The organism is Oceanirhabdus sp. W0125-5 (assembly GCF_027938815.1).
GTDB lineage: Bacteria > Bacillota > Clostridia > Clostridiales > Clostridiaceae > Oceanirhabdus.
Window position 1 is genome coordinate 3,916,933 of record NZ_CP115913.1, and the last position, 15,952, is coordinate 3,932,884.

15 protein-coding genes are annotated in these 15,952 nt (G+C 29.0%); 4 read left to right on the forward strand and 11 right to left on the reverse strand.

Annotation, left to right across the window (positions count from 1 at the left end; translation table 11 throughout):
* Positions 1-106: 106 nt before the first annotated feature.
* Positions 107-589 carry a ribonuclease H-like YkuK family protein gene (locus tag OW730_RS18375; RefSeq protein WP_271225509.1) on the reverse strand — a complete coding sequence of 161 codons (483 nt, stop codon included), beginning with the start codon at positions 587-589 and terminating at the stop codon, positions 107-109.
* A gap of 212 nt (positions 590-801) precedes the next feature.
* Here OW730_RS18375 and OW730_RS18380 point away from each other — a divergent pair, with 212 nt between their 5' ends.
* Positions 802-1,893, forward strand: a complete 1,092-nt coding sequence (locus tag OW730_RS18380) for a GerAB/ArcD/ProY family transporter (protein WP_271225510.1) — start codon at positions 802-804, stop codon at positions 1,891-1,893.
* 91 nt (positions 1,894-1,984) lie between these two features.
* Here OW730_RS18380 and OW730_RS18385 read toward each other — a convergent pair whose 3' ends face one another.
* From OW730_RS18385 to OW730_RS18395, 3 genes are all read right to left on the reverse strand, one after another.
* On the reverse strand, positions 1,985-2,941 hold the full coding sequence (locus OW730_RS18385; RefSeq protein WP_271225511.1) for an ROK family protein: 957 nt from the start codon (positions 2,939-2,941) through the stop codon (positions 1,985-1,987).
* A gap of 85 nt (positions 2,942-3,026) precedes the next feature.
* Positions 3,027-5,297, reverse strand: a complete 2,271-nt coding sequence (locus tag OW730_RS18390; protein ID WP_271225512.1) for a beta-glucosidase family protein — start codon at positions 5,295-5,297, stop codon at positions 3,027-3,029.
* A gap of 36 nt (positions 5,298-5,333) precedes the next feature.
* Positions 5,334-6,695: an MFS transporter gene (locus OW730_RS18395; protein WP_271225513.1), complete on the reverse strand. Its 1,362-nt coding sequence runs from the start codon at positions 6,693-6,695 to the stop codon at positions 5,334-5,336.
* 213 nt (positions 6,696-6,908) lie between these two features.
* Here OW730_RS18395 and OW730_RS18400 point away from each other — a divergent pair, with 213 nt between their 5' ends.
* On the forward strand, positions 6,909-8,174 hold the full coding sequence (locus OW730_RS18400; protein WP_271225514.1) for an AraC family transcriptional regulator: 1,266 nt from the start codon (positions 6,909-6,911) through the stop codon (positions 8,172-8,174).
* 70 nt (positions 8,175-8,244) lie between these two features.
* Here the strand turns inward: OW730_RS18400 and OW730_RS18405 are convergent, their stop codons facing one another.
* The 4 genes from OW730_RS18405 to OW730_RS18420 all read right to left on the reverse strand — a co-directional run bounded on the left by OW730_RS18405 (position 8,245) and on the right by OW730_RS18420 (position 11,600).
* A complete protein-coding gene (locus tag OW730_RS18405) occupies positions 8,245-8,745 on the reverse strand; it encodes a hypothetical protein (RefSeq protein WP_271225515.1) in 501 nt (166 codons plus the stop codon).
* 154 nt (positions 8,746-8,899) lie between these two features.
* Positions 8,900-10,231, reverse strand: a complete 1,332-nt coding sequence (locus OW730_RS18410; RefSeq protein ID WP_333781229.1) for an amidohydrolase — start codon at positions 10,229-10,231, stop codon at positions 8,900-8,902.
* Positions 10,232-10,294: 63 nt separating this feature from the next.
* On the reverse strand, positions 10,295-10,750 hold the full coding sequence (locus OW730_RS18415; protein WP_271225517.1) for a hypothetical protein: 456 nt from the start codon (positions 10,748-10,750) through the stop codon (positions 10,295-10,297).
* The gene (locus OW730_RS18420; protein ID WP_271225518.1) at positions 10,740-11,600 is read right to left on the reverse strand and encodes a DUF3100 domain-containing protein; all 861 of its coding nucleotides are present in this window, start codon (positions 11,598-11,600) and stop codon (positions 10,740-10,742) included. The genes OW730_RS18415 and OW730_RS18420 overlap by 11 nt, the downstream gene beginning before the upstream one ends.
* 321 nt (positions 11,601-11,921) lie before the next feature.
* Here OW730_RS18420 and OW730_RS18425 point away from each other — a divergent pair, with 321 nt between their 5' ends.
* Positions 11,922-12,485 (forward strand): GNAT family N-acetyltransferase, encoded by a 564-nt coding sequence (locus tag OW730_RS18425; RefSeq protein ID WP_271225519.1) that lies wholly within the window; start codon positions 11,922-11,924, stop codon positions 12,483-12,485.
* A gap of 93 nt (positions 12,486-12,578) precedes the next feature.
* On the opposite strand, the gene OW730_RS18430 is transcribed toward OW730_RS18425, so the two are convergent.
* From OW730_RS18430 to OW730_RS18440, 3 genes are all read right to left on the reverse strand, one after another.
* The gene (locus OW730_RS18430; protein WP_271225520.1) at positions 12,579-12,887 is read right to left on the reverse strand and encodes a hypothetical protein; all 309 of its coding nucleotides are present in this window, start codon (positions 12,885-12,887) and stop codon (positions 12,579-12,581) included.
* A 317-nt stretch (positions 12,888-13,204) separates the two neighbouring features.
* A complete protein-coding gene (locus OW730_RS18435) occupies positions 13,205-13,552 on the reverse strand; it encodes a hypothetical protein (RefSeq protein ID WP_271225521.1) in 348 nt (115 codons plus the stop codon).
* Between the two features lie 256 nt (positions 13,553-13,808).
* The gene (locus OW730_RS18440) at positions 13,809-15,059 is read right to left on the reverse strand and encodes an HD-GYP domain-containing protein (RefSeq protein WP_271225522.1); all 1,251 of its coding nucleotides are present in this window, start codon (positions 15,057-15,059) and stop codon (positions 13,809-13,811) included.
* A 278-nt stretch (positions 15,060-15,337) separates the two neighbouring features.
* Between OW730_RS18440 and OW730_RS18445 the strand changes: the two genes are divergently transcribed.
* Positions 15,338-15,943, forward strand: a complete 606-nt coding sequence (locus tag OW730_RS18445; RefSeq protein ID WP_271225523.1) for a TetR/AcrR family transcriptional regulator — start codon at positions 15,338-15,340, stop codon at positions 15,941-15,943.
* The last annotated feature ends 9 nt before the right edge of the window (positions 15,944-15,952 follow it).

A 15,952-nucleotide genomic window follows, 5' to 3' on the forward strand; every position in this document is an offset into this window, starting at 1 on the left:
AATCTATGCTTTTCTTAACTATTAGTTCCACAAAAAAAACTATCAAAATCATTTAAGCATCTTGATAGCTGTTTTAAAGTGGATATCTAAAAAAGAATATAAGTTGTTAACTCACCTTATATTGTTTTTTAGATATTTTATCTGCAATTGTTGATGAAGTATATGAATCTGGTTTCATACAGAATTTGAATCCTAATCCTACTACCCATCCTTTAATTTCTTTTATTAGACTATTGGTATCTCCATCATTTCCTATATCAATATGAACTTCCAGACAAGCATTAATTTTGCTTTTTTTAATAAATTCCATAACTTTTATTGCTAAATCTAAACTGTATTGTGTTTCAGTAAACAACTTCTGCCTAAGATCATAAATTTTCTTAAGGTTTGTAATATCATAAAAAAATATTCCCCCTTTGGTTTTTCGAATAACTGTAATTACAGATACCATTCTTGTAATACCATTAAAGCTTTGAGAATCTGTTCCAACAGAAATAACATAATCTGATTGTATATCCTTTTCAGTGTATAACTTAATTTTATTACAAACTTCTTTAAAATCTATTTCCCCATAAGTTATACTTTTCATCCTCTACACCTCCAGTCTATTTCTGCATTTATTTTAATTAAAATTTATAACAAGATACATTTTAATTATTTTTATAATATAATATGCAGCTCCTATATAATAATTTCATTCTTTAGTACTCATTTAATTTATTTGTTTGGTTAAACTATTTAAGAAAACATTTTAAATTTCTAATAAAATACTCGAAATGATTTTTAAGGGAGGGTCAATTGGTGAATAATGAAGCTGTTTCAGATAAACAAGGAATAGCCCTAATAATTCTTTTTATAATAGGCTCTTCTTCAATAGTAGTACCTGGTTTGCCTGCTAAAAAAGATGTATGGTTAGCAATTATTCTATCAGTCATAATGGCCTTACCTATGGCAATTATTGCCTCAAGACTCCATGTTATTTTTCCTGGAAAAGATATATTTGATATAGTTGAAATCTGTTTTGGAAAATTTATTGGTAAGCTGCTCATACTAATCTTTAGTTGGTTTGTCTTTAAGTTAGCAGCTGAAGTCTTAAGAAATTCTTCACAATTTCTTAATGCATCAAATCTTACTTCCACACCTTTGATCGTACCAATGATATGTACCAGTACTTTTATTCTATATATAGTTAAGAAGGGACTTCCTGTTATGGGTAAGTTTGCAGAATTTGTATTGATATTCCCAGTAACCTTTATATTTGTAATTACTTTTTTATTGATTCCTGAAATGAATATATATAATGTAGTTCCTGTTTTAGAAGAGGGCATGGGCCCAGTGATAAAAGGAGCCTTAGGAGCACTTTCATTCCCATTTGGTCAAACTGTATTATTTTCAATGCTTTTTTCTATATTCAATGAAAAAAAATCTCCTTATAAAATTTATATTTCAGGACTGTTGATTGGAGGCTTATTATTATTAATTACTTCCCTAACCAATATTTTAGTTTTAGGATTTAACACTGCTTCTAGTTTATACTTTCCCTCGGTTTCTACTGCAACAAGAATAAACATACTCGGTACTTTACAAAGATTAGAAATAATACCTACACTTACATTCATAATAGGTCAATACCTAAAAATAAGTATATTAATTTTGTGTGCTTGTAAAGGACTTAGCAAAACTTTTGATTGTGAGGATTATAGATTTATAGCTACTCCTATTTGTTTTTTAATGGTAAGTCTCTGTTATACTTTACATGGCAATATAATGGAATTTTATGAGTGGGTTGCTAAAGTACTTCCTTATTCTTCTTTACCTGTTCAAGTATTTATTCCTATTTTGATTTGGATTATTGCTGAAATAAAGAAAAAACAACCCGATAGGTTAAGCTAAAACAGTGTTTTCAAGAAATTAAGAGCTTCATAAAACCATTCTTTATTATGATTTATGAAGCTCTTAACTTTCAAATATGTTTTTTTAGTTTCTAAAATTTATTATGTTTTCCAAGCATTGCAGCTCCAATAATTCCAGCTTCATTGCCTAACTCTGCTAATGCTATCTTTCCAACTGGTAGATTTTTAATAAACTTATTTTTTAAAACCTCTGCTCTTACCTTATCAAGAAGAAACACTCCCGCTTTTGATAGTCCACCACCTATTACAAATATCTCAGGATCTATTACACTTGCGATGTTAATAATACCTATCGCTAAATACTTTACTAATCTATCTACTGCCTTATTTGCTAGTTTATCTTCTCTAATTGCAGCGTGAAAAATCATTTTCCCATTTAAGTTATTTAAATCACCATTAATTTTTTCAGTAATTAATGTTTCATACTCTTCTTCTTCCATTAATTTCTTAGTGTAATTAATAAGAGCTGTCGCAGAAGAAAAAGTTTCTAAGCATCCATTCCTTCCACAATTACAATCATAGTAATTTTTTCCAACTACCATATGACCTATTTCTGAGCCTATCCCATTAACCCCTGTATGAATTTTACCATCTATTATGATTCCTCCACCTATCCCTGTTCCAAGTGTTATGAATACTCCATTATTTTTTCCCTTCATAGACCCTATCTCAAATTCAGCTAGACCAGCTAATGTAGCATCATTATCAACAAAAACAGGAATATTCAATATCCTTTCCATTATCCTTTTTAGTGGAATTTTACTCCAATTTAGATTTACACATTGTATAACATTTCCTGTAATAGGCTCTGATAATCCAGGAATGCCTATACCAATGGCTTTAATATGTTCTTTATTTAATCCATACTCATCAATAACTTGGATAATTAAATTAATAATATCTTCAATCACCTCATCTGATTTTCTATGAGCACCTGTTGGAATCGATTTTTGATAATGAATTTTACCAAAGTTATCTACTATCCCAACTGCAATATTTGTTCCACCTAAATCTACTCCAATATACATTTCTTTACCTCCTGTTGAAATTATTATCACAAGATACAAGACACCTAAGCTTTAGGTGTCTATTAGATAAATTATTCTCTCTTTATTATGAATTCACTTTTTTAATCATATTTTTAATAATTTCTTCTGAATTACTTGCAAGCTCTGTATCAAAATACATTACTTTTTTAAGAGGCATACCCAGTACCATTTCTGCATTTTCTGACTGTAGTGAATTTTCTACTCTATCTCTTACCTTGTCTAAAAATTCAAAAAAAATTTCTCTACTCTTTTCTTCCATCAGCCATTCACTAACTGGACTATCGCCTGTTAAATTAATTTCGATCTTATCAGTACTTATTACATTAATAGTCTCTTCTAATCGAATATCACTTAGAGAACTTCCTAATAGTATATCAAATTCTCCTGTTTCCATTATCCAGTAATTTTTTGATGGATCGAAGTAAGAAAAGTCTCTTTTTCTCAGTTTAAATATTACTTTTTTACTCTCGCCTTGTTTCAAGAATACTTTTTCAAATCCTTTTAGTTCTTTTTCTGGTCGTATTAATCTAGATTCTTTATCTCTTACATATAACTGTATAATTTCTGCCCCTTCAACACTTCCAACATTTTTAATTTCTGCCTCAATTATAAGTTCTTCTGTATCTTCAAGTTCATTCTTACTTACATTAAGATTAGAATACTCAAATTCAGTATATGAAAGACCATGTCCAAATGGATACATTACATCAATTTTTCTTTTGTCATAGTATCTATATCCAATGAAAATGCCTTCCTCATATTTAACTTTTCCATCTACTCCTGGAAAGTTCAAATAGCTTGGGTTATGCTCTAACTTCAATGGATATGTCTCTGTTAATTTACCACATGGATTAGCTTTACCAAATAATATATCTGCCACAGCTGAACCACTTCCCTGTCCCGTAAGCCATCCTTCTAAAAGAGCTTTTGCATTTTTTATCCAAGACCCCATTGTAACTGCAGATCCGTTATTTAAAACAACTACAATTTTCTTGTTAACCTTTGCTATTTCATTAAGCAGTAGAACCTGATTTTCAGGTATATTCATGTGTTTTCTATCATACCCTTCTGATTCAATAAGGTCTGGTAATCCCATAAATAATACTACTATCTCACATGATTTAGCTACTTCTACAGCTTCTATGATTAATTTTTCATCCTTATAATCTCTATTAAGATCATAACCTCTCGCAAAATTTACCGAAACATTATCTCCCATGTTTTCACTTATCTTATCTAGAGGTATATCTACTTGAGTAGTATTAACCTTTGAACTTCCGCCCCCTTGAATTCTTGGTTCTACTGCTAATTCACCTATTACAGCCATTGATTTTAAAGTGTTCGAATCCAATGGTAATGTTCTATCTTCATTCTTTAAAAGTATCATACTGTTTACTGCTGCTTTTCTTGCAAGTTCATGATGTTTATTAAAATCAATAGTTTCAACTTCCTTAGTGCTTTCTAAAGCTTTAAATAATATAGATAAATTTCTTTTCACCGTCTCATCTAATATTGATTCATCTAATTCTCCTGATTTTACTGCCTCAACTATTTTTTTATCATTAGCAGGAGAAGCTCCAGGCATTTCTAAATCCAGTCCAGCTTTTAAAGCCATTACTCTATTATTTACAGCTCCCCAGTCGGACATTACAACTCCATTATATCCCCACTCTTTTCTAAGAATATCTAATAAAAGAGGGTTTTCAGTAGCATGAATTCCATTTACTTTGTTATATGCAGCCATAATTGACCATGGATTTGCTTCCTTCACTATCTTTTCAAAAGCTGGAAGATATATCTCTCTAAGAGCTCTTTCATCTACTTCTGAACTAATACTCATTCTTTCAAACTCTTGATTATTGCATGCAAAATGCTTTACACATGCCCCTACACCTTCACCCTGAAGACCTTTTACATAAGCTGTTCCTATTTCTCCAGCTAAATAAGGATCTTCAGAATAATACTCAAAATTTCTTCCTCCTAAAGGAGATCTCTTCATATTAACCCCTGGACCTAATAATATACTTACATCTAAAGCTTTGGATTCTTTTCCTAATGCTTGTCCGATCTCGCTTAATAACTCTCTATCCCACGAAGAGGCTAATGCAGAAGCTGTTGGAAATCCTGTAGCTTTTTCATTATCATCTACACCATGAGCACCAAAATCATCTTCATTTACTGCTTTTCGAACTCCATGAGGTCCATCTGTCATAATTATAGATGGAATATTAAGTCTATCTATAGATTCAGTTTTCCATTTATTCATTCCTGAGCAAAGAGAAGCTTTTTCTTCTAAAGTCATTTCACCAATTAATTGTTCAATCTTTTTTTCCATATGAACCTCCATTAAATCAAAACTATTTTATTAATCTTAAGCAGATTGTGACTTTCTCTCCTTAATTTCCTTAAGAATATTATTGTACATCTTTTCATCTAATTTATAGAACATCATTAAAATCAATGCTATAATTGCAGCTAATGCTGGTATACCAGAAATCGATACCTTAATTGCTGTAAGTGCTTCTGGTGTTTGAGTTGCATTTGCAACATAACCTGATACCTGTAATAAATACCCTAACAATGCTCCTCCAACTGCAGATGCAAATTTTGAAGCAAAAGTAAATGTTGAGAATACCAATCCTTCAGGACGTATCCCTGTTTTCCATTCTGAGTATTCTACTGTATCGTTAAGCATTATCCATGGTAAAACCATTGCAAAAGCAGAAGCTAATCCATTAATTGCAAACATAACGATTAACATTGTAATGTTCTGATTACTTATAAAATATATAGACGCAGAAGATATAATCATAATAATAAGACCTATATACATTGCCTTCTTTTTTCCTAATCTCTTAGTGAACATTGGTACAATTCCTGTTCCAACTAATGTACAAAGAAGTGTAAGTCCTGAAACAATTCCAATCAATTCTGTTTTTCCTACATTGTATGAAAAATAATATGCTGTTGCAGCACTTCTTACTGTTGTAGCTATGGAATTCACCATATAAGTCATTGAAATAAGGAATAATGGTAAATTAGTTTTCATTATATTTATCATATCTTTTACTGAATATTTTTCTTTACTTCCTGAAGAAACTCTTTCCTTAACTTTTACTCCAGAAATAAAATTTATAACCATACCAAAGATTCCAAGTAATAAAGCTGTTATAGCAAATCCTTTAGATTGATTCCCTTTACCCAAAATACCCACTAAAGGCATTATAGCTGCAATACCTATTAACATACCAAAATTACTAAATAACTGTCTTAAAGTAACAATACTTGTTCTTTCTTTAGAATCTTGTGTCATAGATGATGATACTGCATTGTATGGTACATTTACCATAGTGTACATCATTCCAAAGAAAATATATGTTACATATGCATAAACTATTTTACTTGTTGCTCCTAAACTGCTAGGACCAGCGAAAATCAGAATAAAACTAATTGCTAATGGAATTGAACCCCAAATTATATACGGTCTGAATTTCCCTCTTTTTGTATTAGTTCTATCTACAATTGCCCCCATCATTGGATCATTAATTGCATCCCATATTCTAGAAACTAATAATAAAGTTCCTACAGCAGCTGCTGAAATTCCAAAAACATCTGTGTAGAAAAATACTAAATACATCATTGGTACTGCAAAAAACATATTCTGTGCTACTGCACCAAGAGAATAAGTAAACTTTTCTCCCCCAGATACTCTTCCCATCTTTTGGTTTTCCATATTTAATCTCTCCCTTTAAATATTCATAAAATTTTGCTTAAGCTTCCGCATTGCATAATTTAAGTATAGAGCAATTCAAAAAAACTTTCTTATGTGAGGGTAATATTTTTTATGTTATTTCTATATTAATTTAATTGTTTTTTTCAATATGAATTTTTTGTGTTAAAATACTTATTACTATAGTTACAAGTATTAATGAAGGGATGAATTAAAATGTTATTTAATAATAAAGAAATCAATTTTGATGTACTTAATGAAATTTTAAGTATATTCTACTATTCCAGTTTATTACCTATAAAATATATAGATACTAATTTTAAAATTCTAGGGTGTTTTCCTCATTCTAACGCTTCTGAAAACCCTATTATAATTGATCAAGAAAATGATTATATAAGAATACTAGATACACTTAATAACTGCCGAAGTATAAATGAATGCTTCCTTTATACTAATAATTTCCAACTTTCATACATATCTATAGGATCATATGATAATGAATCCTTGAAAGGATGTTTAATTGCTGGACCTTTTTTACTTCAACCTTATTATTTCATAAATTTAAATGAAATAATTGAGAAACAAAAATTTCCCATTAATATAAAATCTAAACTACGCGAATTTTATGATAGCTTAACCGTTCTTGATAATAATAGAGTATTTTATTTATCAAAATTACTTTTAACTTTAACAGAAAAAAAATTAGAGTTATCTGAAATTTCTTTTGTAAAGAATAATGAAAATGAACTAGAAAAAAATGAAACATTTTCTAAGCAGGTACTTATGAATAGAGAAAAAAGCCTTAAAAGACCTCCCCATGTGTTATTAAAAGATTTATATGATTTTGTTAAATTAGGGGATTTAGATAGTGCATTGGAAATCAAAAAGAAAATAAAACAATATGGAATGGTTGATGTTTTAGGCTTAGATGCCATAAGAAATGCAAAAAATCATTTAATTATTCATTGTTTTGCCCTAACACGTGCAGCGGTTGAAGGAGGAGTGGACATTGACTTTGCTTCTACACTTTGTGATACTTTTATTAACTCTATTGAAAACTCAACTAAGATTCCAAATTTAATGAAAATATCTGATAAAATGCTCAAAGAATTTACAGAGAGTGTTCAAAAATTAGGAGAATCAAAAATTAATCCATCTATACAGAAGTCTCTTAAATATATAAATAAACATTTTACTGAAGATTTATATCTAGATACTGTGGCTAATGAAGTACATTTACATCCCAAATATTTTTCCTCTCTTTTTAAAAAAGAGGTTGGAATGTCCTTTCAAAATTATATTTCAAAGTTTAAGATACAAGAATCTAAACGCCTTTTAGATTATACAGATGATTCGATTCTTGATATTGCTCTTCAATTAGGTTTTAAAAATCAAAGTTATTTTACAAATACATTTAAGAAGTATGAAGGATGTACTCCTTATCAATATAGAAAAAAAAGAAAACAGCAGCAGATTTTATAAAAAGAATACCATGGATGTTATATATTTAAGATTACATCCATGGTATTTTTACATGATATTTAGTTTTTTATTATTGTGTTTCATGTTTTTTAGATTTTGACAGTTTATTCATTAACCAAGAACTAGTCCCAAGATACACGCATCCAACAAGAATAACTATAAGATATTCTAAATAATTAGCTTTTTCAGCAACCATAGGAATACTTAGTACAGTTAAATAAAAAAATGTAGCCCCATTTACAAACATCTTTAACCATCCTGTAAATGTACATATTACAATAAATAGAACCATAATAAGCGAAATTATTAATCCTACTGTTCCTAATAAATCTGGAAGTGTATGTAAGATATAAGCTGCTGCAATACCTATTACTGCACCTGGAAAGATTGTCTTTAATAATGCATCAAAACTTGCTTTCTTTTCCATTCCCCAGTACCATAATAAAAGAAATCCAACCCATACTTCTTTTAACCCAAGCAATGAGTTAATACCTACATACAATCCTATGAATGCTATTACAGGAAACATAATTAACAAAGCTTTTCCAAATGACATATTGTCTTTTCCCACTTATAACTCCTCCTTTTAACTATAAAATCTATAATTTTTTATTTATATTGTAAGTATAATATATTTCAAATTTAATTTTTTTCATTAGAGTAAGAATTTTGTTCATATATTAACATTCTTAAAAAAAACAATAAAAAAGGCGCCTAACAGGCACCTATTGCTCAATTTTCTTCGATACTTTATATAAGAACTCTAAATATTCATCCTTTGACATCTTTGGTTCAAAGTTATCTATAATCTCTTTAGATACTTTTGCATCATCATACAATAAATCAATAATTGTTAGTGCCATCGTCTTTGCAGGAACGATATACGCAAGATATGAATCCTCAATTTTAAATTCTCTTGTGTGCAAATTACCTTTAACACCACCTATAAAAGGATGAAGACTTGGAATCAAGTGAGAAATATCTCCAAAATCAAAAGAACCTGCAAATTCTCCTCCATATACAATATCCTCTTTTTCAATTAGTGTAGATAGGTTTTCATTGAATATATTATTAAGATCATTATTATTTAAAAGTGGTAAATATCCTGGTAACTCCGTAATTTCAATATTAGCTCCTACTGCTTTTGCACCTGCACTTAATGCACGATTCACCTTATTATTGGCATCTAAAATTCCTTCTATTGTCTTACCTCTTACATAGGTTTCCATTCTCACATCAGCGGGCACAACATTTACTATGTCTCCCCCTTTTGTTATTATAGGATGAACCCTGATTTTATCCTCATCTTTAAATGTTTCTCTTTGTGCATGTATATTATTAATAGCTAGCATTGCTGCATTTAAAGCATTTACCCCCTCTTCTGGAGCTCCACCAGCATGGGATTCCTTACCAATAAACTTTACCTTCTTTCCTATAAACCCATTTCCACTTCCACCTATTAAGGCTTTTTTTCCATAAGCACTCAAATCTAAGGAGTGAAACATTATTGCTATATCTAAATTATCAACTTCCCCATTATAAATAAGCTCTTGCTTTCCTCCAAAAAATTGTATTTTCCCTTCATCCCTCAATTCTGATCTATATTCTAACTCAACGTATTCTTCAGCTGGAACAGCTAGGAACTCTACATTTCCATTAAGTTCTGATAATACTCCTGAACTCACGAGACCAATTGCCGTTCCCAACATACCAGCAACCTGAATATTATGACCACAAGCATGTATTGCCCCTGTTTTATAATCAGCATGTGGATGTTCTCTACAAATTACTGCGTCTAGTTCACCCATAACTCCAATCGTCGGACCTGAGTTCTGGGATTTTATGAACCCCTTACATCCAGTTACTGCTATATTTTCTTCTGTATCTAATCCTAAACTTTTGAATTCTCCTAAAATGAGTTTAGTTGCAAAGGTTTCTTTATATCCAAGCTCTGGGTTATCATAAATTTTCTTTCCTACACCAATTATATATTCAGCTTTTTCATCAATAATCTCACATGCTCTTTTCTTTAATTCATCTTTATTCAATTTTCTCACCCTCTTATTTTAAAACTTAAAATACTACGGGCAACCTATAGTAGATTACCCGTAGAGAATATATTAAATTATTCCTTGCATCTTTAATACTATATGAGATACAATAGCTGATCCAAAATATGTTCCAACAAAAACAACTATTGCTACTAAAAATACCTTCCAGCTCATTTTCTTAAGTTGCTGAATTTTATTTCCAACAGAAATACCTGCAAAGGCCAATATTGGAGTTGTTGTTGCTAAAAAATTAACTTTATTAGTATATTCTAAGAACAGCTTAGATGTAGGCATAAAAGGCATACTTAGCAATAATGCTATTAAGCAAGCCCAAGCAAATGCTGGGAATTTTAGCTTAGGTGTTAAATCCCTAATTATTAATGCTAACATAGCTATTAATAGAACAACTAAAACTCCAGGTATTGATTTTATTGGATCTAATCCATATCCTATCCATTGACCTATCAATATCATAAAACCAACAACTAACATAACTTTTCCTTGATTAATTGTTCTACTTAGCATTACTTTTACCTCCTTTTCTACCTAACTTAGGCTCTAACTTCTTATATAGGTAGTTATTTAAAGGTATCGCTAGGAATATAACTGCGTACAATCCTGTAACCCCTGTTAACATATTACTTGTTGCAGCATAAGCAAGTATTGTGTCCTTCATAGCTGGTACTGCAACTGCTAAAGATGATGATGCCGCTGTCATCATACTGCCACTACCCATTCCCGAAGCCATTGCTAAAGCATAAGGATGAAGTCCTGTCATTGGAGCGAATGAACCTAATAACCCAAAGAATATTGTTCCAAAAACTGTTCCAATTAAGTAAGTTCCAAGAACGCCTGTCCCCTCTGGAGAATTTATTCCATATCTCTCACCGATTACACCAAGAGTTGGCTCTCTACAAATACTAACTGTTGCACCAAATGCTTCTCTCTTAAGACCTAATAATAAGGCAATAGGTAAACCTATAAATATAGTACCTAAGTTTCCTAATTCCTGAAGTAAAAATGCTGGCCCTGCTTCAATTATCTTAACAATATTGGGTCCTACTAAAGTTCCATATTTAACCCCTAAAGGAAGCAATGAAATCATTACCATAGTTCCAGCTAGCTCAATTTGATCCTTAGAAATCATCTTTGTTAGTGCCTTTATCCTCTTTCCTAGAACATCAGGTGTTATTAATAGAGCAATAATTACAGCGTAAAGCATAGGTAATAATACAACTTGTCCAGGACCAAGCGCAAACTTCTTAATTCCGATAAATTCTGTTACAATAACTATTACTAAAACAATAAGAAATAATTTAGCAAATATATCATATCTTCCCTTTGTATTAAGTGTCTGTTCTTGTGTTTTTGACATTTAATATCCCCCTTTCATTATTAAATAACTTATTGATTTTTTAATCTCTAACCTCCTCCACACTAATATAAATATTACTCAAATGTAATATTTATGAAGTTTTTATAAATATTTATGATTTTTACCATCTAAAAAAATCATAAATCATCTCTTTTCGCTTTTATTTTTTGATTTGGAGTAAATTTATTCTTTTAAAATCAAAGTTTAATCATTTCATGTATTTTTTTGTACGTTTAGGATTATTAAGTATAAAATGTTATAATAGTTATTGTTTATATATTTTTTAACACCCAAAATTGATATATTATAGGGGGATATAATATGAAATATTTCAAGAAAATAATAGGAAAAATTTGTTATTTATCACCAATAAATCCTGAAGATTCAGTGAAATGTGCAGAGTGGTTTAATAATACTGAAACTTCAATAGGGTTAGGGGAATATGGATGCGTTTACTCTCATGAAACTTCAAGAAGTATGTTAGAAAACTTTAGTAAAAAACCCTATCACTTCTCAATTGTAGATATAAATAGTGATACTTTATTAGGATTTTGTTGGTTAAATAATGTAAATCATATAGATGGCGCTGCTGAGTTAGCAATTTTAATTGGAGATAATGAATATAGAGGCAAAGGATATGGTAAAGAATCCATTAATTTACTTTTAGATTATAGTTTCAATGTTATTAATTTAAATAATGTAATGCTGTCGGTATATTCACATAATGAACGAGCTATTGAATGTTATAAAAAATGTGGATTTAAACTGATGGGCATAAGGAGAAACTCTCATAGAATGGGACGTAAATTTTATGATGAAATATTTATGGATATAATTGCAGAAGAATTTAAACAAGAATCTGTGACAAATTTGAATGTTTTTTAGAGATTAAAGTATAAAAAGATGTTTACTGTATTTTACAGCAAACATCTTCTTGTTTAATCTATTAAACATTTAAAGTATAAAAAAAATATATCTTTAATCACAATTACAATTGTTACATGCGCAGCTACTTACTTTTTTGGGGTCTATACCTTTATCCGCAGCATCCTTTTTAGCACTTGCTGCTACTACTGCAGCTATAGCATTTTCTTTTGCTGTAAAACCACACATTATTTTCTTCAATACTGCTGCTTGTTTTTCAATAGTAGATAATAAAGTTATATCTTCAATTAGAGTATTACAAAATAACTCAGCCATACATTGAATTATACTTACCTCTGATTCTATTATAACATCAATTGATTGTTCATCTGTTAATACTGGTGTTTGAGCTGGAAATGCCATTAATCATACCTCCAATTCTTTTAAGTTCAACTAATTTATATTTAATACAAGTATTTTCTCTTTATTAGAAACTCTCTTAATTATAATAAATCCCTTAATTAATATTATGTAAGTCATTAAATTTTTGTTACTTTTTCTGTTAATTTGTTTTTTTGTACTATTTTAATTAAAAATATGAATTTTCTTGTCTTTCATAATAACTGATAGTTGTTTACTAATTATACTTTTTTTCTTTAATTAATTACAAAAAAATCTGACACCTGTTGAATACAGATATCAGAACTATATACTTCTACTAATTATAGTTAAAATGTTCATTACTCATTATTTGTAATGTTTTCAATCTCCCATTTATTATCCTCACATAATTTTTTAATAAACTTAACTATCTTCTTGTTATTACTTCCTTCTGCCCCCCAATCAATTCCAATAATACCATATGCGCCCCCTCCACTTGTTATTTCTATATGACACGTATCTTCATTACTTAAGTCTAATATAATTGTAGTAAGTAGATTTGAACTGATTCTAAAATAAAATTCTTCTCGTATCATAACCAAAATATCTTTCGATGAAAAGGTATATTCACATCCATACTCCTTTTCTAAACTTTTAGTCAATAATTCCTTATTTACACCAGTAATATTAATTTCTGTTGTTATCATGCTAATCCCCTCATTTCAAATAATTAATCCTATCCCTATATAATATTCGTTTTATTATGAATATTTTACCATATTATTTTTATAGAATTAATAAAATGAAAAGATGTTCACTGTATTTTACAGTAAACATCTTTATAGTTAATTGAATTTATTTTACTAATTGCCAGAAAATTCTTGCCTCACTTGGGTTCCAACCTGATTGCGCATAATGAAATCTACTGCATTTAAAAATATTGTCTTTTTTTCCATTTTACCACTACAACTTTTTTGTACTTTCTTTAAAGTTGGTTATATTTAATAGATTAACAATTTTTCCAGAATCCATTTTTATTATTGGGAGATGTGGCGCTTCAATATAATTGGAAAAACCTACAATTTCACCTTTTAATCTATCATTGAGAATTATTCTTTCTCCAATCTTCCAAAAAGTACTTCTTTGAATAAATATACTTAAAATATCAGGATCAAATTTTTTCCCCTTTTTTTCACCTAATATTTTTATAGCTTTACTTATTGACACTCCATCATTATATAAATATCCTCCAACAAGTACATCATAAGCCTGACAAATAGAAAGAATTCTTCCAAATAGACTTATATCTTTACCTTTTTTTCCTTTTGGACGCCCAGTTCCATCATAATATTCATGCCTATCTAATACTCCGTAAATAATTAAATCCTTTCTGAGTGAAGGTGAATGAAGAGAAACTTTCATAAAAGCTTCCATTTGATTAATCAATACTTGTTCTTCTTTCTCTGGGTTCTTTAAGTACTTTTCAAACTCCTCTTTTTCAATCTCAGTATAACCTATATCAGAAAACATAGCCGCGAGAGCTAAATCAATAAGTTCTTCATCCTGCAATTCAAGTGTTAGCCCTATCATCAAAGCCATTGATGCAGTATTAATACTATGCAAAAATAATATATCTTTATACCCTTTTAATTTTTCTAATAAACTTCTTAGATTATTATTATTTAATATGGTATTTATCAGTTTTAATTTTATTACTTTTGCTCTTTCTTGTGATTTTTTTGACTCTAACTTTGTTTCAAATGAAGCAAAGAATGGATTATCATAAAAAATCTTTAAATTATCATTCTCAATTTTTATTTTGCTTCTTTCTTTACATTCCCTATAATCTTTAATGTCTTCATCTTTAATTAATGAATCAATATTAATTGGGAAAGTTATAATTTTATTATATTCAGAGACAATACCTCTTAAATTACTTTTAAAATGCATTTCATTGAATTCTTTATTATTAATAAAGCTTTTAAACTTAGTTCCTGAAGGAGAAACTAAAACTGAAATATCATTAGAAGCATGCATTTTTATCTTACTAATTAAATCTGAAGATAATATTTTATATTTATCAATTAACATTAAACCATCTAATCTATAAATAGGATGTAAGATAATGTCTCCTGGAAGAAGATCTTCAATCTGCTTTACTATATAATTTTCAAATTTTGTATTATTATTAATCTTTTTTACATCTCTGCCCATAAAATCTCCTCCTCAATTAATTGTAAAAACATTATTTATATTATTATAATTTCGACATTTATATATATGTTCCTTTAAAAATTCTGTAACTTTTTAGTATTATATTTTATAAAGTAATAATTATTTTATGGTATTAATATACTCAACAATAAATTTTAATATTATCTAATACATAAGTTAGCATTAGTGATTAAGAATTTTTTAACATAATTATATTATTTTACCTTGACTTATAAAATTTTCAGTGATACACTTTAATAAAAAACGGGTGATTTTTAATGCAAATACAAAAAGAAGAAATTAGAAATGCAATACTTAAAGTAGCAGAAGATGAATTTTATACTCATGGTTTTGAAAAAGCCTCTATTAGAAAAATAGTTAAACTAGCAGGAACTACTATTGGTAATTTCTATAATTATTTTGATAATAAAGAAGCACTTTTTGAAGCTGTAGTTAAGGATGAATATAATAACTTCATTTATTTTTTAAACCATCATGATGAAGAGGAAAGACCTAACTATTTATGGGATCTATCTGATACAACCATGTGGAAAAAGGTTTTATCTCAGTTTGTTAAAGCTCTCTTGCCAAGTCTTACAAGAAAATTTGTAATTCTAATTGAAGGCAGCATTGGTACCAAATATTCCTCTACAAAGCAGTTGATTATTGATTTACTTAAATGTCATTTCAATGAGCATGTTAATGAGTACAATCCTAGCTATGAATTACCTAATATGGGTGAAATATTAGCAGAACAATTAATTAACGGTATTATTCTAATTCTTAGAAAATATATAAATGATGATGAAAAAAAGAATAGTATGCTAGTAGAGTATATTTTATTTTACTTTATTGGATCAATGGGGATAATACGCAAACCATAATTTTTTTAA